Source organism: Streptomyces formicae (genome assembly GCF_002556545.1).
GTDB lineage: Bacteria > Actinomycetota > Actinomycetes > Streptomycetales > Streptomycetaceae > Streptomyces > Streptomyces formicae_A.
Genome location: NZ_CP022685.1, coordinates 3,243,212 through 3,262,718 on the forward strand (window position 1 = coordinate 3,243,212; position 19,507 = coordinate 3,262,718).

Annotated in this window: 16 protein-coding genes; 10 read left to right on the forward strand and 6 right to left on the reverse strand. The window is 70.8% G+C overall.

What is annotated here, in order from left to right; translation table 11 throughout:
- The first annotated feature begins 260 nt into the window (after window positions 1-260).
- Window positions 261-1,469 carry a cation:proton antiporter gene (locus KY5_RS13865; RefSeq protein WP_098242535.1) on the forward strand — a complete coding sequence of 403 codons (1,209 nt, stop codon included), beginning with the start codon at window positions 261-263 and terminating at the stop codon, window positions 1,467-1,469.
- On the opposite strand, the gene KY5_RS13870 is transcribed toward KY5_RS13865, so the two are convergent.
- Both KY5_RS13870 and KY5_RS13875 read right to left on the reverse strand, forming a co-directional pair.
- Window positions 1,400-2,545: a hypothetical protein gene (locus KY5_RS13870; RefSeq protein ID WP_098242536.1), complete on the reverse strand. Its 1,146-nt coding sequence runs from the start codon at window positions 2,543-2,545 to the stop codon at window positions 1,400-1,402. The genes KY5_RS13865 and KY5_RS13870 overlap by 70 nt on opposite strands.
- A gap of 4 nt (window positions 2,546-2,549) precedes the next feature.
- A complete protein-coding gene (locus KY5_RS13875) occupies window positions 2,550-3,725 on the reverse strand; it encodes a PP2C family protein-serine/threonine phosphatase (RefSeq protein WP_098242537.1) in 1,176 nt (391 codons plus the stop codon).
- A gap of 151 nt (window positions 3,726-3,876) precedes the next feature.
- On the opposite strand from KY5_RS13875, the gene KY5_RS13880 reads away from it, so the two are divergent.
- Window positions 3,877-5,106, forward strand: coding sequence for a GNAT family N-acetyltransferase (locus KY5_RS13880; protein WP_098242538.1), 1,230 nt, complete (start codon window positions 3,877-3,879; stop codon window positions 5,104-5,106).
- A gap of 90 nt (window positions 5,107-5,196) precedes the next feature.
- Here KY5_RS13880 and KY5_RS13885 read toward each other — a convergent pair whose 3' ends face one another.
- Both KY5_RS13885 and KY5_RS13890 read right to left on the reverse strand, forming a co-directional pair.
- Window positions 5,197-6,009 (reverse strand): Fpg/Nei family DNA glycosylase, encoded by an 813-nt coding sequence (locus tag KY5_RS13885; protein WP_098242539.1) that lies wholly within the window; start codon window positions 6,007-6,009, stop codon window positions 5,197-5,199.
- A gap of 92 nt (window positions 6,010-6,101) precedes the next feature.
- Entirely contained in the window at window positions 6,102-6,587 is a 486-nt protein-coding gene (locus tag KY5_RS13890; protein WP_098242540.1) for a ribose-5-phosphate isomerase, read from the reverse strand.
- A gap of 205 nt (window positions 6,588-6,792) precedes the next feature.
- Between KY5_RS13890 and KY5_RS13895 the strand changes: the two genes are divergently transcribed.
- Together KY5_RS13895 and KY5_RS13900 are read left to right on the forward strand one after the other, a co-directional pair.
- Window positions 6,793-8,271 (forward strand): amino acid permease, encoded by a 1,479-nt coding sequence (locus tag KY5_RS13895; RefSeq protein ID WP_098242541.1) that lies wholly within the window; start codon window positions 6,793-6,795, stop codon window positions 8,269-8,271.
- Window positions 8,272-8,433: 162 nt separating this feature from the next.
- Entirely contained in the window at window positions 8,434-9,762 is a 1,329-nt protein-coding gene (locus tag KY5_RS13900; RefSeq protein WP_199843069.1) for an FAD-binding oxidoreductase, read from the forward strand.
- A 27-nt stretch (window positions 9,763-9,789) separates the two neighbouring features.
- On the opposite strand, the gene KY5_RS13905 is transcribed toward KY5_RS13900, so the two are convergent.
- Window positions 9,790-10,368 carry a biotin transporter BioY gene (locus tag KY5_RS13905; protein WP_098242542.1) on the reverse strand — a complete coding sequence of 193 codons (579 nt, stop codon included), beginning with the start codon at window positions 10,366-10,368 and terminating at the stop codon, window positions 9,790-9,792.
- Window positions 10,369-10,642: 274 nt separating this feature from the next.
- Between KY5_RS13905 and KY5_RS13910 the strand changes: the two genes are divergently transcribed.
- The 4 genes from KY5_RS13910 to KY5_RS13925 all read left to right on the forward strand — a co-directional run bounded on the left by KY5_RS13910 (window position 10,643) and on the right by KY5_RS13925 (window position 14,856).
- Window positions 10,643-12,055, forward strand: coding sequence for an amino acid permease (locus KY5_RS13910; protein ID WP_098242543.1), 1,413 nt, complete (start codon window positions 10,643-10,645; stop codon window positions 12,053-12,055).
- A 135-nt stretch (window positions 12,056-12,190) separates the two neighbouring features.
- A complete protein-coding gene (locus KY5_RS13915) occupies window positions 12,191-13,621 on the forward strand; it encodes an amino acid permease (RefSeq protein ID WP_098242544.1) in 1,431 nt (476 codons plus the stop codon).
- Window positions 13,622-13,836: 215 nt separating this feature from the next.
- Window positions 13,837-14,487, forward strand: a complete 651-nt coding sequence (locus KY5_RS13920; RefSeq protein ID WP_098242545.1) for a superoxide dismutase — start codon at window positions 13,837-13,839, stop codon at window positions 14,485-14,487.
- 162 nt (window positions 14,488-14,649) lie between these two features.
- Window positions 14,650-14,856, forward strand: a complete 207-nt coding sequence (locus KY5_RS13925) for a hypothetical protein (RefSeq protein WP_098242546.1) — start codon at window positions 14,650-14,652, stop codon at window positions 14,854-14,856.
- Window positions 14,857-14,859: 3 nt separating this feature from the next.
- Here KY5_RS13925 and KY5_RS13930 read toward each other — a convergent pair whose 3' ends face one another.
- Window positions 14,860-15,507: a DsbA family protein gene (locus KY5_RS13930; RefSeq protein ID WP_098242547.1), complete on the reverse strand. Its 648-nt coding sequence runs from the start codon at window positions 15,505-15,507 to the stop codon at window positions 14,860-14,862.
- A gap of 144 nt (window positions 15,508-15,651) precedes the next feature.
- Here KY5_RS13930 and pepN point away from each other — a divergent pair, with 144 nt between their 5' ends.
- Window positions 15,652-18,225 (forward strand): aminopeptidase N, encoded by a 2,574-nt coding sequence (pepN, locus tag KY5_RS13935; RefSeq protein ID WP_098242548.1) that lies wholly within the window; start codon window positions 15,652-15,654, stop codon window positions 18,223-18,225.
- A gap of 166 nt (window positions 18,226-18,391) precedes the next feature.
- Window positions 18,392-19,447: a hypothetical protein gene (locus KY5_RS13940; protein ID WP_098242549.1), complete on the forward strand. Its 1,056-nt coding sequence runs from the start codon at window positions 18,392-18,394 to the stop codon at window positions 19,445-19,447.
- The last annotated feature ends 60 nt before the right edge of the window (window positions 19,448-19,507 follow it).

The window sequence follows — 19,507 nt, forward strand, 5'->3', positions numbered from 1 at the left end:
GTACGTCGCTGATCGATGTCTCGAACGTACGGATTCGGGGGTGGTGCGGACCATGAGGGCGGCTGGCGAACCGGAGGTGGGGAGAACCCCACCAATGATCTTCAGGGATCGCCCATCAGATCGTTTGGTAACCTAAGTATTGACGCGTTCTTGACGCTTCCTTTGCACTATTTCTCATGCCCTGACGGCATTGCCCTGACGACTCGTACCGACCAAACAGGAGGAACGGGCCCATCGGACACGCAGACACCTTGATAGCCATGGGCGGCGCTTTTCTCGCCGCCGCCGTGCTCGCCCGCCTGGGCGGCCGCATCGGTCTCCCCACCATTCCCCTCTTCATCCTGGCCGGGATACTCCTCGGCCCGCACACCCCCGGCGTGGTCCTGGTCTCCGACCCCCACGACCTGGAAATGCTCTCGGCGCTCGGCCTGGTGCTCCTGCTCTTCTACCTGGGCCTCGAGTTCCACATGGACGACCTCAAGACGGGCGGCCGCAAGATGGCCGTCGCGGGAGGCATCTACCTCGCCCTGAACGTCGGCGCCGGCCTGGGCTTCGGATTCGCGCTCGGCTGGGGCACCTCCGAGGCCCTGGTCCTCGCCGGAGTCCTCGGCATCTCCTCCTCCGCGATCGTCACGAAGGTCCTCGTCGACACCGGCAGGCTCGGCAACCCCGAGACCAAGCCGATCCTCGGCATCATCGTCGTCGAGGACATCTTCCTCGCGCTCTACCTGGCGGCGCTGCAACCGATCCTGTCCGGTGCCGACAGCCTCTCCGCCGCCGTGATGGACGGCGGCAAGGCCTTCGGGTTCCTGCTGCTCCTCGCGCTCGTGGCGCGCTTCGGCACACGGGTCATCGGACGGCTCTTCGACACCAAGGACGACGAGTTGCTCGTCATCTCCTTCCTCGGCGTCGCCGTCTTCGTCGCCGGGGTCTCCGAGTGGTTCGGGGTCGCGGACGCGATCGGCGCGTTCATGGTCGGCCTGATGCTCGGCAGCACGGCGTCCGGCGACCGCATCCGCACCCTGGTGCACCCGCTGCGCGACGCCTTCGGCGCGATCTTCTTCTTCGCCTTCGGTCTCTCCATCGACCCCGGCGACCTGCCGGTCGTCCTGTGGCCCGTCCTCGTGGCGGTCGCGCTCACCCTGCTGATGAACGTCCTCGCGGGACTCGGCGCGGCACGCGTGTACGGCTTCGGCGCGGGCCCCGCGGCGAACATCTCCACCACGCTGCTCGCCCGCGGCGAGTTCGCCCTGATCCTCGCCACGATGGCGGCGGGCGCGGGCCTCGACTCGCGCCTCTCCCCCTTCATCGCGGGGTACGTCCTGCTGCTCGCGGTCCTCGGCCCCCTGGCGGCGGGCCGTTCCGAGTGGCTGGCGCGGATCCTGCCCGGGGGACCCGACTACGCGTTGGCGGACGGCCCCAGTTCCCCGGAGAAGGCGGAGCGGGCCTCGGCGAACAGCGTGTCGTAGGCCGGGCCGTAGGTGACGGCGGCGGCGTAGAGCGCGTCGAGGGCGGCCCGGAGCGGGTCGTCCTCGACGGCTCCGTAGAGGGCGGGGATCGCCATGGCCTGCTGCCGCATGTTCGGGATGCGGCCGTCGGTGGACGGCACGATCGTGTCCGGCACGTCCGGGTCTCCGAACAGGCGCTCCCACACGCTCGCGTGGTCGTCGACCGCGTCGAAGGGCGCGGGCAACGGCTGCCCGCGCTCTGCCGCGGCCAGGGCCGGGACGATCCAGCCGACGTCCGTGAGCCCGGCCTTCTCGTAGGCGCGCCGCGCGGCCCAGCGGGCGACGGCGCGCTGCCGGTCGGGGCCCAGCCGGTCCAGGGCGTGGGCGAGTTCGGGTGCCAGTTCCCGGATGCCGGCCACGTTGCCGCCTACCTCGAGGAGGCGCGTGCTGGGGAGCTGTCCGCCCCACTCGTCCTTCAGCCGGCGCAGATGCCGCTCCTCGGCGGCCCGCCGCTCCTGCTCGCGGGCGAGCCGCTCGGCCTCGGCGAGCTGCTCGGGCGTCGGGGGCTCCGGCAGTTTCCCGGCCCGCTCGTGCGAGTACGCCGCGCTGCTGCCGGTCTGCTTGATCAGGCGGTCACGGGCGGGCGGCGCGGGCCAGAACTGGAGCAGGTGCCGCTCGACGACCAGGCCGTCCAGACACTCCAGCTCCCGTTCACGGGCCTCGTCCATGCCGCTGACGTGGTGCCGTACGCGGTAGTCCAGCAGGTCGAGGCCGAGCGGGAAGCTGCCGTCGCCGCCCCACAGTTCGAGCGAGACCCCGGCGGATACGGGCCGGAACGAGACCTCGGTGATCTCCTCCCAGCTCTCGTCGAGCGCGGGCTCCGTCTCGTGCAGTTCGACGGTGCAGCCGACGGGGCCGGTGTGCAGTCCGGTGCTCAGATGCAGGTAGCCGGGCACGGCCGCGCCGCACAGACCCGACGTCTGCCCGGAGAACGGGTCGTACGGGATGTCCCCCCAGCCGTCGGGATCGCTCACCACGTACAGCTGGCAGTAGGAGACGTCGACGTCACCGCTGAACAACGTGCTCGAGGAGCTCATCCGTTCACGCCTCCCGGCAGATCAGCAGCAGCGCCCTGTCGTCGTTCACGTCCTTCGCGACCGCCTCGATCAGGTGCCAGGCCGCGCCGTGGAAGCCGCCTGCCACATAGCGGTCGGCCTCGCCGGTCAGGCGGTCCATTCCTTCCGCGATGTCGCGGTCGGAGGTCTCCACCAGGCCGTCCGTGAAGAGCATCAGGACGTCGCCGGGGCGCAGCATGCCCTTGACCGGGTCGAACTGTGCTCCGTCGTAGACGCCGAGGAGCGGTCCCTGGCCCGCCTTCTCCTCCCAGCGGCCGCTGCCCGCGCTGAGCTGGAGGCCCGGTGGGTGGCCCGCGGAGAAGAGTTCGTAGTCGCCGGTCTCCAGGTCGAGGACCAGGTGGATGGAGGTCGCGAAGCCCTCGTCCCAGTCCTGGCGCAGCAGATAGCCGTTGGCGGCGGGCAGGAAGGCGTGCGGGGGCAGCGAGCCGAGCAGGCCGCCGAAGGCGCCGGACAGGAGCAGGGCACGCGATCCCGCGTCCATGCCCTTGCCGGAGACGTCGGTGAGGACGACCTCCAGGGTGCGCCCGCCGTTGGTGCGGGCCGCGACCACGAAGTCGCCGGAGAAGGACTGGCCACCGGCCGGGCGCAGCGCCATCTCGCGGTGCCAGCCGCGCGGCAGCTTGGGCAGCTTGCTCTGTACGCGGATGCGTTCGCGCAGGTCGAAGAGCATGGTGCCGCCGCCGCGCCAGGGCACGCCGACCCTGCTGCGGAACTGGGCGATGACCAGGCCGAAGAAGCCGCAGGCCGCGACCACGAGGACCACGCCGGGGGTGACCCGGGACGGCCCTTCCGTGTAGGGGCCAAGACGCACGGACTCCACGATCAGGGCCACCGCGGAGGCCGCGTACAGGCCGAGCAGGCTGGCGGGGCGAAGCAGCAGGCCGCCCGCGACGATCGGCAGGACGAGCGCGGCGGGCGAGAACCACACGTTGTTGACGATCGTGCAGCAGGTGATCACGGGGACGGTCAGGAGCAGACCGGCCAGGGCGACCCAGTCGGAGCCGTCGCCGCGGAAGTAGTCGACCCCGGATTTGCGCAGGCCGATGCGGGCCCGGTGCAGCCGTTTCTTCATCCGGGCCGTGAACGTCTCGGCTTCCGCACGACGCTCGCGTCGGGCGCGCCCCTGCTCTCGTACTGCCATTGCTCGTGGACCCTATCCAGCGGGCCGGGCACTTCGCACGGGAGGTCCCAGTTGTCCCCCGTCGGAGGCATGCCGCAAACCGGCGCGGACGCGACTTTCGGACGGGGAAATCCTGTCGCACCGACGTGTGCCGCGCTGGTAGGGATGGCATATGACGACAGACGTGCGGATGCTCGACGAAGCGGACTGGGACGCGTGGTACGGGGCGCTGGACGTCGCGTTCGGCGGTGTCGCCGAGTCGCCCCAGGAGCAGCAGCTGTGGCGCGAGCTGACCGAGTTCGACCGCTCGTTCGGCGTGTGGGACGGGGAGGCGTGCGTGGGGACGACGGGGGCGTTCAGCTTCCGGCTCTCCGTGCCGGGCGGCGCCCTGGTGGGCGCGGCGGGCGTGACCATGGTCAGCGTCGCGGCCACGCACCGGCGGCGCGGCATCCTGACCTCGATGATGCGCAGGCAGCTCGACGACGTGCGCGCGGGCGGCGAGCCGCTGGCCGTGCTCACGGCGTCGGAACCGGCGATCTACGGCCGGTTCGGGTACGGAGCGGCCAGCCAGCAGATGAAGGCCACCATCGACACGACCCGGGTGCGGCTCGCCCCGCCGACCGGGACGGCGGACGTACGCCTGCGGTACGCGAAGCCCGCCGACGTCCACGAGGCGTGCGAGGCCCTGTACGCGCGCCGGGTCCCCGAGCGTCCGGGGCTGCTCGCCCGGAGCCCCGGCTGGGAGCGGCTCGGCCTGCTCGACCCGGCGTCCGACCGCGACGGCGCGTCGCCGTTGCAGTGCGTGGTCGCCGAGCGGGACGGGGAACTCGTCGGGTACGTGCGGTTCGCCGTCAAGCCCGCGTGGGAGTGGCAGGGCCCGAAGAGCACGGTCCTGCTGCGCGATCTGGAGGCCGTCGACCCCTCGGCGTACGCGGCGCTGTGGCAGTTCCTCTTCGACATCGACCTGACGTCGTCGGTCGTCGCGCGCAGCCGCCCGGTGGACGACCCGCTGCTGCACCTGGTCTCGGACGTGCGCCGGTGCGACATCTCGGTGCGGGACTCGCTGCACGTACGGCTCGTGGAGCTCGGCGCGGCCCTGGAGGCGCGCACCTATCAGGCGCCCGTCGACGTGGTGTTCGAGGTGACGGACGCCTTCTGTCCCTGGAACGAGGGGCGTTGGCGCCTCACGGGTGACACCAAGGGCGCGTCGTGCGAGCGCACCGCGGACCCGGCCGATCTCGCGCTCTCCGTAAGGGAGTTGGGCGCGGCCTACCTCGGCGGCACCTCCCTGGCGTCCCTCGCGGGCGCGGGCCGTGTGCGGGAGTCGCGCGGCGGCGCGTTGGCGGAGGCGTCGCTGGCCTTCGGGTCGGCGGCGGCGCCGTGGCTGCCGCACGGGTTCTAGCCGGGGGCTTCGGGCGGCTTCTTCGGCTCTTTGACCGCGGGTGCGCCGTGGCTGGGCGCGCAGTTCCCCGCGCCCCTTGCGGGGCGCCGCTTACGAGGCTCTCTGGCAGGTCGGGCACCAGAAGAGGTTGCGGGCGGCGAGGTCGGCGGTGCGGATCTCGCCGCCACAGATGTGGCAGGGCAGGTTGGCCCTGCGGTAGACGTACACCTCGCCGCCGTGGTCGTCGACGCGCGGCGGGCGGCCCATCTCCTCGGGAGTGTGCTCGGGCCTGACGGTGTCGATGCGGTTGAGGCGGACGCCCTCGCGCATCAGCTCCACGAGGTCCTGCCAGATCGCCGCCCACTGGCGCTCGGTGAGGTCCTTGCCCGGGGTGTACGGGTCGATGCCGTGCCGGAAGAGGACCTCGGCGCGGTAGACGTTGCCGACGCCCGCGATGACCTTCTGGTCCATGAGCAGCGCGGCGACGGTCGTACGGCTGCGGGAGATCCGCCGGTACGCCTTGTCCGGGTCGTCCCCGTCGCGCAGCGGATCCGGGCCGAGCCGCTCGTGTATCGCCCGCTTCTCGTCGTCCGTGATGAGGGCGCAGGTCGTCGGGCCGCGGAGATCGGCGTAGTACCGGTCGTTCAGCAGGCGGAGGCGGACGGTGTCCGTCGGGGGCGGGGCGGGGGTCTCGCCGAGGGAGTACTTGCCGAAGAGGCCGAGGTGGATGTGGATCCAGTCGGCGTCCCCGAATCCCAGGAACAGGTGCTTGCCGTGGGCCTCGGCGGTCTCCATCACCTGCCCGGTGAGGAGCGCGGCACTGTCGCCGAACTTGCCCTGCGGGCTGCGGACCGTCGTCGGCTTCCCCGCGAACCGTTCCCTGTGGTCCTGCGCGAGCCGATGAATGGTGTGCCCCTCTGGCACGGGGTCCCTCCGGGGGTGGTGCGGTGCGGAGGGGCTGAGAGTTCAGCCCCTCCGGCGTTTGAGGAGCGGGGTCCGGGGCGGAGCCCCGTGGGTTACGGCTGGGGGTGGTGCGCGGGGATCGGGGGCAGCTCCCCGGACTCCTCGTAAGCCGACAGCATGTCGATGCGGCGAGTGTGCCGCTCCTCGCCGGAGTACGGCGTGCTCAGGAAGATCTCGACGAACTTCGTCGCCTCGTCCTGGGTGTGCATGCGGCCGCCGATCGAGACGACGTTGGCGTCGTTGTGCTCGCGGCCGAGCGCCGCGGTCTGCTCGCTCCAGGCCAGCGCCGCGCGGACGCCCTTGACCTTGTTCGCGGCGATCTGCTCGCCGTTGCCCGAGCCGCCGATGACGATGCCGAGGGCCTCCGGGTCCGCGGCGGTCCGCTCCGCGGCGCGCAGGCAGAACGGCGGGTAGTCGTCCTGGGCGTCATAGATGTGGGGCCCGCAGTCGACGGGCTCGTGGCCATGGCTCTTGAGCCATTCGACCAGGTGGTTCTTGAGTTCGTAGCCGGCATGATCCGAGCCGAGGTACACGCGCATGGGTCCGAGTGTGGCACGTCGTGGAGGGGGTAGCCGCGACCGGGCAGGACCTTGATCTTGTCGAGATCTCGCCGGGACGTCTCCGGCGGTGACCTTGGTCCAGGCCATTGGCCTGAATACAACGATCCGGATTCAGGACTTCCGTCCCGTTCACCCCTGAGTTTGAATGCGGGGGCTCGAGACCCGAGAACTTAAGGATTCGTCAATGACCTCGCAACCCTCCCTTGCGAAGGCAGACAGCGGCACCGCATCCCCTGGGGATCCGCAGTCTGGCCACAACGGTGACAACGGTGACGGCCTGCAAGCGGGTCTCAAGAACCGCCACCTCTCCATGATCGCCATCGGCGGCGTGATCGGCGCGGGGCTCTTCGTCGGCTCCTCCTCCGGCATCGCCGCCGCGGGGCCCGCGATCCTCATCTCGTACGCCCTCGTCGGCACGATGGTCGTCCTCGTGATGCGGATGCTCGGCGAGATGGCCGCCGCGCGGCCGACCTCCGGCTCCTTCTCCACCTACGCCGACCAGGCGCTCGGCCGCTGGGCCGGTTTCTCCATCGGCTGGCTCTACTGGTTCTTCTGGGTCGTCGTGCTCGCGGTGGAGGCCACCGCGGGTGCCGTCATCCTCAACGGCTGGATACCCGCCGTCCCGCAGTGGGGCTGGGCGCTCATCGTGATGGTGGTGCTCACCGCGACCAACCTCGTGTCGGTGGGCTCCTACGGCGAGTTCGAGTTCTGGTTCGCCGGGATCAAGGTCGTCGCCATCGGCGGCTTCGTGATCGTCGGCCTTCTCGCCGTCTTCGGCGTGCTGCCGGGGTCGGACAACCCCGGCGCCGGATTCGCGCACCTCACCGACGCGGGCGGCTTCATGCCCAAGGGCGCGGGCGCCATCCTCACGGGCGTCCTGATGGTCGTCTTCTCCTTCATGGGCTCCGAGATCGTGACGCTGGCCGCCGGTGAGTCCGAGGACCCGCAGCGCGCCGTCACCAAGGCGACCAACAGCGTCATCTGGCGCATCGGCGTCTTCTACCTGGGCTCGATCTTCGTCGTCATCACGCTGCTCCCGTGGAACGACAAGTCGATCGTCAAGGACGGCAGTTACGTCGCCGCGCTGAACTCGATCGGCATTCCGCACGCCGGTCAGGTCATGAACGTCATCGTCCTGACCGCCGTGCTCTCCTGCCTCAACTCGGGCCTCTACACCGCGTCGCGCATGGCCTTCTCGCTCGGCCAGCGCGGCGACGCGCCCAGGGCCTTCGCGCGCACCAACTCCCGGGGCGTGCCGCAGGCCGCGATCCTCGGCTCCGTCGTCTTCGGCTTCGTCGCCGTCTGGTTCAACTACCAGTGGAAGGACACCGTCTTCGACTTCCTGCTCAACTCCTCGGGCGCGGTGGCCCTGTTCGTCTGGCTGATGATCTCCTTCACCCAGCTGCGGATGCGCGGCATCATCCTGCGCGAGGAGCCGGAGAAGCTCGTCGTGAAGATGTGGCTCTTCCCGTACCTGACGTGGGTCACGATCGCGATGATCTCGTTCGTGCTCGTCTACATGCTCACCGACGAGGCCGGGCGCAAGCAGGTGCTCCTCTCGCTCCTCGCGGCCGCGTTCGTGGTCGTGTTCTCGCTGGTCCGGGAGAGGATCCGGCCCAGGGACGAGGTCGAGGCCGAGGTCACCGAGCAGGTCCGGAGCTAGCCCTCGGGTCGTACGACGACGCCCCCGCGGAGCCCTTCCGCGGGGGCGTCGTCGTGTCCGGGCCGGGAAGCCCGCGCGGGAGCCGGAAAAGTTGACGGCAGGTGTCAGGTTATTGCGGGATGCTCCTCCGCGTCAGGCACCGCAGCACAACGGAGGCTTCCCGTGGACTTCACCGCACAGCGACTCGTGTTCCGGCCCGAGGACGCCGGATACGACGAGGAGATCGCCGGTTTCCAGACCGGTTTCGCGACGCGGCCCGCGATCGTGTTCGGCGCGCGGAGCACCGACGACGTGGTCGCCGCCGTGTCGTACGCCGCCGCGCACGCCCTGCCCATCGGCGTGCAGGCCACCGGGCACGGCCTCCCCGCGGCCTGTGAGGGGGGCGTCCTCGTCAGCACGCGCCGGATGGACTCCGTGCGCGTCGACGCCGCGGCGCGCACCGTGACCCTGGGCGCGGGCGCCACGTGGGGGCAGGTCGCCGAGGCCGCGGCGCCGCACGGGCTGGCCCCGCTGAACGGCTCGGCGCCCGGCGTGGGCGCCGTGTCGTACACGCTGGGCGGCGGACTGGGCATCCTGAGCCGGGAGTTCGGATACGCGGCCGACCACGTCCGCTCGCTCGACGTCGTCACCGCGGACGGCACCCCGCGCCACGTCACGGCGGACGGCGAACCCGAGCTGTTCTGGGGGCTCCTCGGCGGCGGCGCGAACCTCGGCGTGGTCACGGGCCTCGAGATCGGCCTGGTGCCGGTGGCCAGGCTGTACGGCGGGGCGATCGCCTTCGACGGGCGCGCGGGCGAACCGGCCGCCCTGCTGCGCGGCTACGAGGCGTGGACGCGGACCCTGCCCGACGAGCTGACCTCGTCCTTCTCGGCCCTCGTCTACCCGGACGCGCCGCAGCTCCCGCCGCACCTGCGCGGCCGCTACCTGGTCTCCGTCCGCGTCGCGTTCACCGGCACGGAGGCCGAGGGCGAGCGTCTGGTGGCGCCGCTGCGGGAGCTCGGCGACGCGGTGTCGGACACGCTGCGGGAGATGCCGTACGCCGAGAGCCACACCATCCACAGCGACCCGGACTTCCCGCACGCGTACTACGGGGACAGCGTGGTCCTGAGCGCTCTCGACGTCGCGGCGGCCGGTGAACTGCTCGCCCTGACGGGGCCCGCGGCGGACGCGATGCACGTCGTCCAGGTCAACCAGCTGGGCGGGGCCCTCGCGAGGCCCGCGGCGAACGCGGTGCCCTTCCGCGACGCGGGCTGGCTGATCCGGATCCTGTCGCCGCTCGACGGCACGGACGTCACGGCCGCGCGGGCCGTGCACGCGCAGGCGTTCGGACTCGTGGCGCACGAGGCCGTCGGGCGCTCGCTCAACTTCGCCTTCGGCGGCGGGGACAGGCCCGAGGGGCTCTACGACCCGCACACGCGGAAGAGGCTCGCCGAGCTGAAGGCCACGTACGACCCGGCGAACCTCTTCAGGCGGAACTACGACGTCAGTTGAGCGGCTGAGCGCGGGACGCCGGGCGGCTCAGCGGTCGAGGAACTTCCACGCCGTGGGCAGCGCGCCCATCGCAAGCGCGGCCTTGAGGGCGTCGCCGATCAGGAAGGGCGTAAGCCCGGCGGCGACGGCCTGGGTCATCGACATGCCGGTGGCGGCGGCCAGGTAGGGGACGCCGACCGCGTAGATGATCGCGGAGCCGAGCACCATCGTGCCCGCCGTGCGCAGCACGGAGCGGTCACCGCCGCGGCGGGCCAGGGCGCCGGTCACGGTGGCGGCGAGCAGCATGCCGAGGACGTAGCCGAGGGACGGCGCGGCGACGCCGGAGCCCGCCTCGGCGAACCACGGCATGCCCGCCATGCCCACCAGGGCGTACACGGCGAGCGAGAGGAAGCCCCTGCGGGCGCCGAGCGCGGTGCCCACGAGCAGCGCGGCGAAGGTCTGCCCGGTCACCGGCACCGGGGAGCCCGGCACGGGCACCGCGATCTGGGCGGCGATCCCGGTGAGCGCGGCGCCGCCGAGCACGAGGGCGGCGTCCTTCACGCGGGACGACGGGAGCAGGTCGGCGAGGACCTGGCCGGGGCGGGTGTGGGCGGCGGCGATGCTCATCGGGACTCCGCTGGGACGAGGGCAGGTTGGGACCTGCCGACGCTATCCCAGGCGGGCGCGGCGCGACACGGTCTCCGGCCGACAAGCCGGGGGCGGGGCCTTGGTGGGCTCCGCACAAAGGGACCGCTGTACACCTCGGCGGGCGTGATGCTCGTCACTGAGGTCGGCGGGCAGGTGCCCCGTTTTGCGCGAAGGGCTGCCACGCGGGGAGACTGTAGGTTCCTGCCAAAGCTTCGCCGGAGCTTTGCTGAGCCCGAGAGCAGCACTGAGCACCATGCACGAGCCCGAAACCGTCGCGGCCGCCACGGCCACGCCCCTCGGGGAAGAGAACGAACCGCTGTCCGGCGGCCTCAAGCAGCGCCACCTCACCATGCTCGGCCTCGGCGGGGTCATCGGAGCCGGGCTCTTCGTCGGTTCCGGCGCGGGGATCGCCGTCGCCGGACCCGGCATCGTCGTGTCGTACCTGATCGCGGGCGCGCTCGCGATGTGCGTGATGCGGATGCTCGGCGAGATGTCCGCGGCGATGCCCGCTTCCGGATCCTTCTCGGTGCACGCGGAGCGCGCGCTCGGCCGCTGGGCCGGGTTCAGCGTCGGCTGGCTCTACTGGTTCCTGCTCGTGGTCGTGCTCGCCGTGGAGGCGACGGGGGCCGCGCAGATCGCCAACGGGTGGGCGCCGGGCGTCCCCCAGTGGGCCTGGGTGCTGATCTTCATGCTGGTCTTCACCGGCGCCAACCTGGCCGCGGTGAAGAACTTCGGCGAGTTCGAGTTCTGGTTCGCGACCCTGAAGGTCTGCGCGATCGTCGCGTTCCTGGTGCTCGGTCTGCTCGCGGTCTTCGGCGTGCTGCCGGACACGGACCCGGTCGGCTTCACCCACCTCACCGGTGACGGGGGCTTCCTGCCGCACGGCTGGTCGGGCGTGATCTCCGGGGTGCTCGCCGTCGTCTTCGCGTTCGGTGGCCTGGAGGTCGTCACGATCGCGGCCGCCGAGTCCGACGACCCGGTGCGTTCGGTGGCCCGCGCGGTGCGCAGCGCCGTCTACCGCATCCTCTTCTTCTACGTCGGGTCGATGCTGGTCATCGTGACGGTGCTGCCGTGGACGGCGCAGAAGGCGGGCATCAGTCCGTACGTCACCGTGCTCGACTCGATCGGGGTGCCGTCCGCCGGGACGATCATGAACATCGTGGTGTTCGTGGCGCTGCTCTCGGCGCTCAACGCCAACCTCTACGGCTCCTCCCGGATGATCTTCTCGCTCGCCGAGCGCGGCGAGGCCCCGAGGTCCCTGCTGAAGGTGGCGGGCGGCGGCGTGCCGCGCCGCGCGGTGCTCGCCTCGGTGGCCTTCGGCTTCGTGTCGGTCGTGCTCAATCTGAAGTGGCCCGACTCGGTCTTCCTCTACATGCTCAACGCGGTCGGCGCGGTGCTCCTGTTCGTCTGGGCGCTGATCGCCGTCTCCCAGCTGCGCCTCCGTCGGCGCATCGAGCGCGAGGCGCCGGAGCGGCTCGTGCTGCGGATGTGGGCGTTCCCCTATCTGACGTGGGCGGCGCTCGCGGCGATGGCCGCCGTGCTCGGTCTGATGGTGACGGACGACGGGGCGCGGCCGCAGTTGCTGTGGTCGGCGGGCGCGACGGGGCTCGTGCTCGCGATCGCGGGGCTGCGGGAGTGGCGCCAGAGAAACGTGAACCGCGCGTGAACTTGTCGTGCTCATTTCTTCACGAAGTGTGAGCGTCGTGTCCGTATAGCGGTCAGCTGTTCCCTGTCACCGGTACCGGACCTCAGACTGTGGGCCGCTCGCTCCCCCGTCTCGGCTACTGAACAGGGCACGCCCATGTCTCGGACGTCCACCCCGCAGGACCCAGCACCCGACGCAGCACCCGACGCGGCCCCCAAGGCCGACTCCCCCTTGGTGCACGGCCTCAAGCAGCGGCACCTCTCCATGATCGCCCTCGGCGGCGTGATCGGGGCGGGCCTCTTCGTCGGCTCCGGGGCGGGCATCGCGGCCGCAGGGCCCTCGATCGTCCTCGCCTACGCGATATCCGGCGCGCTCGTCATGCTCGTGATGCGCATGCTGGGCGAGATGTCGGCGGCGAACCCCGCGTCAGGGTCCTTCTCCGTGCACGCCGAGCGGGCGATCGGCCCCTGGGCGGGCTTCACCGCGGGCTGGGGCTTCTGGTTCCTGCTCTGCGTCGCCGTCGGCCTCGAAGGCATCGGCGCCGCGAAGATCATGGTGGGCTGGTTCCCCGACAGCCCCGAGTGGGCCTGGGTGGCCCTCTTCATGCTGGTGTTCTGCGGCGCCAACCTGACGGCCGTGAAGAACTTCGGCGAGTTCGAGTTCTGGTTCGCCGCCCTCAAGGTCGGCGCCATCACGCTCTTCCTCGGCATCGGCGTCCTCGCGATCCTCGGCATCCTGCCGGGATCCGACGCGTCGGCGCCCGGCACCGACAACCTCACCGGCGTCGGCGGCTTCATGCCGAACGGCACCGACGGCCTGATCATCGGCCTCCTCGCGTCGGTCTTCGCGTACGGCGGTCTGGAGACCGTCACGATCGCCGCCGCCGAGTCCGAGAACCCGGTCAAGTCCGTGGCCAAGGCCGTGCGCACCGCGATGTGGCGCATCGCCCTCTTCTACGTGGGCTCGATGCTGGTCGTCGTCACGCTGCTGCCCTGGGACGACAAGGAGGTCGTCGCGAAGGGCCCGTACGTCGCCACGCTCGACCACCTCGGCATCCCCGGCGCGGGTCAGATCATGAACGTCATCGTCCTGATCGCCCTGCTCTCCGCGATGAACGCCAACATCTACGGCGCGTCGCGCATGTCGTACTCGCTGATCCACCGCGGCATGGGCCCCAAGGCGCTCGGCAAGGTCTCGGGCGGCGTGCCGCGCTACGCGGTGCTCGCGTCCTCGGTCTTCGGCTTCGTCTGCGTGCTGCTCAGCTACTGGCGCCCCGACGACGTCTTCCCCTGGCTGCTCAACATGATCGGCGCGATGATCCTGGTCGTCTGGATCTTCATCGCCGCCTCGCAGCTGATCCTGCGCCGCAGGACGGAGCGCGAGGAGCCGGAGAAGCTGGTCATCAAGATGTGGGCGTACCCCTTCCTGACCTGGGTGGCGCTGGCCGCGATGGCGTACGTGTTCTACCTGATGACGGAGCAGCCCGACACTCGCAAGCAGTTGCTCGCCACGGGTGCGCTGACGCTGGCGCTCGCCGTGATCGGGATCGTGCGGCAGAAGGTCGCGGAGAAGCGGGCGGCGCTCTAACGCCCGCTGCCCGACCTGGAGGAGCCCCGGACCATCTGGTCCGGGGCTCCTTGTCGTTCTCGCTTTCTCGTTCCCGCTTATTCCCGTGCGGACCTAGGACGAAGGGCTGATCAACTTCTCGCGCATCCTGCTGCTAGCCTGCACTTGCGAATGAGTTGCAATAACTTGGGCAACGCAGCGCACTACAGCAGAGCAGCAGTCGGAGGGCTCGGATCATGGCCATTTACACGCTTCCTGAACTTCCGTACGACTACGCGGCGCTCGAACCGGTCATCAACCCCCAGATCATCGAGCTGCACCACGACAAGCACCACGCGGCGTACGTGAAGGGCGCGAACGACACCCTTGAGCAGCTGGAGGAGGCGCGCGACAAGGAATCGTGGGGCGCCATCAACGGCCTGGAGAAGAACCTGGCCTTCCACCTCTCCGGCCACATCCTGCACAGCATTTACTGGCACAACATGAACAGCCCGAAGGACGGTGGCGGCGGCGAGCCGCTGGCCGCCGACGGCGTCGGTGACCTGGCGGACGCGATCACCGAGTCCTTCGGCTCCTTCGCCAAGTTCAAGGCCCAGCTGACCAAGGCGTCGGCGACCACGCAGGGTTCCGGCTGGGGCGTGCTCGCCTACGAGCCGCTCAGCAACCGCCTCATCGTCGAGCAGGTCTACGACCACCAGGGCAACATCGGCCAGGGCTCGACGCCGATCCTGGTCTTCGACGCCTGGGAGCACGCCTTCTACCTGCAGTACAAGAACCAGAAGGTCGACTTCATCGAGGCCATGTGGCAGGTCGTCAACTGGCAGGACGTGGCCAAGCGTTACGCGGCCGCGAAGGAGCGGGTCAACAGCCTCCTGCTGGCCCCGTGAGCCACGGCTGTCAGCCGCTCCCCCGGTGACAGCCGTCCAACGTCCTGCCTCGTGATCGTCTTCTCAACCTTCATCGAGGCGGGCGGATAGAGGAAAGGCCCCCGTGAGGACATGACTCACGGGGGCCTTTCGGTATGCGGGGTTCCGGGGGACGGTGGCGCCATGACGGACCCGTCGAAACGCTGCCTCAATTGCGCCGACAGCTTCCAGAACTTCCAGCGGCCCGAGGGAGGCGCGCTGGACTTCGTCGTCGCCCGAGTGGGGCTCGCGGACTCCGGCAAGTACTGGCGGTGCGGCCGCTCCGGCTGCCGACGCGTGCAGAACTACTTCAACTACCGGGACGGTTTCGACCTGCCCCCGCCGCCGTGAGCCTCAGTCGAAAATCGGGCCCTGCGTCCGCGTCCGCTTGATCTCGTAGAAGCCCGGCGTGGACGCCACGAGCAGCGTGCCGTCCCACAGCTTCGCCGCGGCCTCGCCCTTGGGGGCCGGGGTGACGACGGGGCCGAAGAAGGCGATCTGCTCGCCGTCCGCGCCGGGGACCGCGATGACGGGCGTGCCGACGTCCTGGCCGACCAGGTCGATGCCCTCCTTGTGGGAGGCGCGCAGCTCGGTGTCGTAGGTGTCCTTGCGCGCGTACTGGATGAGGTCGGCGGGCAGGCCCACCTCTTCCAGGGCACCGGCGATGCTCTCGTCGCTCACGCCCTGGCCGCGGTTGTGGATGCGGGTGCCGAGCGCGGTGTAGAGCTTGCCGAGGACCTCCTCACCGTGCAGTTCCCGCGCGGCGATGGCAACCCGGACCGGGCCCCAGGACTTGCCGCCGGGGAGCATGTTCTCGCGGTACGCCTCGGGGAGCTCGTCGAGCTTGTCCTCGTTCAGCACGCCGAGGCTCATCACGTGCCAGCGGACCTCGATGTCGCGGACCTTCTCCACCTCGAGCATCCAGCGCGAGGTCATCCACGCCCAGGGGCACAGCGGGTCGAACCAGAAGTCGACGGGGGTCTTGCTGCCGTTCTCGGACATGTCTCTCCCTAGGGAATCCGTTCGCATCTGGCCGGGAAAACGTCAGTGGCGCACCAGGGCATTCCCGGATGTCGGCCGAGGACGGCACATGCGAGGATCGTAGACATTCGTACGAGTCATGCGAGTCACAAGGGAGTGCCGCCCGTGCCCGGTGAGAATCTGTCCCGCGACGAGGCCCATGAGAGGGCCGCGCTGCTCTCCGTCGACGGTTACGAGGTCTTCCTCGACCTGCGGTCGGCGGTCGGCGAGAGCGGTCAGGAGCCGCGCACCTTCCGGTCCGTCACCACGATCCGCTTCCGCTCCGCCGAGGCGGGCGCCGCGACCTTCGCCGACCTGATCGCGCCCGCCGTCACCGCGGTCTCGCTCAACGGCAAGGACCTGGACCCCTCCGAGGTCTTCGACGGCACCAGGATCACGCTGGAGGACCTGGCCGAGGAGAACGAGCTGGTGGTGGACGCCCAGTGCGCCTACAGCCGCACCGGCGAGGGCATGCACCGCTTCGTCGACCCGGAGGACGGCGAGGTCTACCTCTACACGCAGTACGAGCCCGCCGACGCGCGCCGCGTCTTCGCCAACTTCGAGCAGCCCGACCTCAAGGCGCCATACCGCTTCGCGGTGCAGGCGCCCGAGGGCTGGACGGCGTGGTCCAACGGCGTCGGCGAACTGGCCGACGGCGTCTGGAAGTTCGCCGAGACCAAGCCCATCTCGACGTACATCACGGCGGTCGTGGCCGGTCCCTACCACTACGTGACCGACTCCTACGAGCGCGTCCTGGAGGACGGCACGCGCCTGGAGATCCCGCTCGGCGCGATGTGCCGCAAGGGCCTCGCCCCGCACTTCGACGCCGACGACGTCTTCCTGGTCACCAAGCAGGGCCTGGACTTCTTCCACGACAACTTCGACTACCCCTACCCCTTCGGGAAGTACGACCAGGCGTTCGTGCCGGAGTACAACCTCGGCGCGATGGAGAACCCGGGCCTGGTGACCTTCCGCGAGGAGTTCATCTTCCGCGGCAAGGTGACCACCGCGTCGTACGAGCGCCGGGCCAACGTGATCCTGCACGAGATGGCCCACATGTGGTTCGGCGACCTCGTCACCATGCGCTGGTGGGACGACCTGTGGCTCAAGGAGTCCTTCGCCGACTTCATGGGTTCCTTCTCGATGGTCGAGGCGACCCGCTTCACCAACGGCTGGATCACCTTCGCCAACAACCGCAAAGCGTGGGCCTACCGCGCCGACCAGCTGCCCTCCACGCACCCGGTCACGGCCGACATCCGCGACCTGGAGGACGCCAAGCTCAACTTCGACGGGATCACGTACGCCAAGGGCGCGTCCGTCCTCAAGCAGCTCGTCGCGTACGTGGGACGTGACGCGTTCCTGGAGGGCGCCCGGCGCTACTTCAAGCGGCACGCGTACGGCAACACCGTCCTCGGCGACCTGCTCTCGGTCCTGGAGGAGACCTCCGGGCGCGACATGGCCTCCTGGTCCCGCTCCTGGCTCCAGACGGCGGGCGTCAACTCCCTGACCCCGCAGGTCATCCTGAACGCGGAGGGCCGGATCACCGAGCTCTCCGTGCTCCAGGAGGCCGCCGAGTCGCACCCCGAACTGCGGCCGCACCGCGTCGCGGTGGGCCTCTACCGCCGCGCGGCGGGCGGCGACCTGGAGCGGTACGCCCGCGCCGAGGTCGACGTCGAGGGCCCGCGCACCGTGGTGGGCGAGCTGGCGGGCGCGGAGGCTCCCGAGCTGGTCCTGGTCAACGACGACGACCTGACCTACTGCAAGATCCGCTTCGACGAGAACTCGCTCGCCACGCTGCGCGAGCACCTCGGCGACATCACGGACCCGCTGGCCCGCGCCCTGTGCTGGTCCGCGCTGTGGAGCCTCACGCGCGACGGTCTGATGCCCACGCGGGACTTCGTCTCCCTCGTGCTGCGCTTCGCCGGGCGCGAGAGCGACATCGGCGTCCTGCAGATGCTGCACGCGTGGACCAACTCCGCCCTCACGCACTACGCGGCGCCCGACTGGCGCGAGGAGGGCGGGCGCGCGCTCGCCGAGGGGGCGCTGCGGGAGCTGCGGATCGCCGAGCCCGGCAGCCAGCACCAGCTGACGTGGGCGCGCTTCTTCGCCACCGTGGCGTCCTCCGACGCCGATCTCCAGCTGCTCACGGGCCTGCTGGACGGCACGGCCAAGATCGACGGCCTGGAGGTCGACCAGGAGCTGCGCTGGGCGTTCCTGAGCCCGCTGGCCGCGCACGGCGCCGCCGACGAGCAGGTCATCGCCGCCGAACTGGCGCGTGACGACACGGCGTCGGGCAAGCGGCACCAGGTGCGGTGCCTGGCCGCGCGGCCCTCCGCGGCGGTCAAGGCGCAGGCGTGGGCCGCCGTCGTGGAGTCGGACGCGCTCTCCAACGCGCTGGTCGAGGCGACGATCGCCGGGTTCGCCCAGCCCTCGCAGCGGGAGCTCGTGGCGCCCTACGTGGGCAAGTACTTCGACGCCATCGAGCGGGTCTGGGCCGAGCGGTCCATCCAGATCGGCATGGACGTGGTGCGGGGCCTCTTCCCGAACCTGGTCAGCGACGAGGCGACGCTCGCGGCGACGGACGCGTGGCTCACCTCCCACGAGGCGTCGGCGCCCGCCCTGCGCCGTCTCGTCCTCGAAGCGCGGGACGATCTGGCGCGGGCGCTGCGGGCGCAGCGCTGCGACGAGGCCGCCGCCTAGCGTTCTGGCGTGAACCGGTCCGCCGCCCGCGGCGGACCGGTTCCTACGCCGAAGCCCTGTTTCATCGGCAGTCGAACATCCGTACTTTAGGGCGAGCTTGTCCGGGTTTGTCGACGGGCGTGTAACAGCGGTTAGCGGGGGCACCGGCCGCGGGAACGACCGCTTCATGAACCACAACACCCCGCTCTCGCCCCTCCCCCTCCAGCACCTCGCCAACGCCCAGCTCCGCGTCATGAGCACCGCCCAGCTCGGCGCGCACGGCGTCTCCGCCGCCGACGCGGGCGCCCACTGCCGCCCCGGCGGCCCCTGGCAGCAACTCCTGCCGGGCGTCTGCCTGTTGCACCCGGGTCCGCCCACCAGCGAGGAGCGGCTGCACGGCGCCCTGCTGTACGCGGGCCGTCCCCCGGCCCGCACGGCGCGGGCCGTGCCCGCACAGCCCGGCGCGGGCGAGCCGCACGCCGCGTACGCCGACGCGATGATCACGGGTCTCGCGGCGCTCGCCCTGCACCGCTTCTCGTCCGCGCCCCCGCTGCTCTCCCTGGACCGCATCGACGTCCTCGTGCCGCGCACGCGGCGGCTGCGCTCGGTCGGCTTCACCCGGCTGGTGCGCGGTCACGGAATGCCGACTCCCCAGCAGATCACGGGAGTTCCCGTCGCCCCCGTGCCGCGCGCCATCGCCGACGCGGTGGCCCAGCTCGCCGAGGCGGGCGCGGTGCGGCGCCTGCTCACCGAGGCGGTGCGCGGCGGGCACTGCGAACCGGCCGCGATCGTGCGGGAGTTGAACCGCGCGCGGCTCCTGACCCGGCCCCACGTCGTGGACGCCGTCGACTCCCTGCTCGCCGAAGGACGCGCCATCGCCGAGGACCGGCTGTACCAAATGGTCGCCGAGTACGGACTCCCCGACCCGCTGTGGAACGTGGACCTGCGGCTGCCCGGCGGCCCGCACCTCGGCGGCGTCGACGCCTACTGGCCCGACCAGGCCGTCGCCGTGGAGCTGGACACCCGGGCGCCGCGCCAGGGCTTCCGGCAGGACGACGACGCCCTGTGGTCCGAGTACGCGCGCAAGCGCGAGCATCTGGAGCGGCTCGGCATCACCGTCGTGCACATCACCCCCAAGAAGCTGCGGGATTCCCTGGAGCAGCAGGCCGCGATCGTACGGACGGCGCTGATGGCGTCGACCGACAGGGACCCGGCGGCGTACGTGGTGGTGCTGCCGAGGTGACGGGGGCGCGGTACGGCAGTCGCAGGACCGCAGGAGGGGAGTGAAGGGGCGGGACTCCGT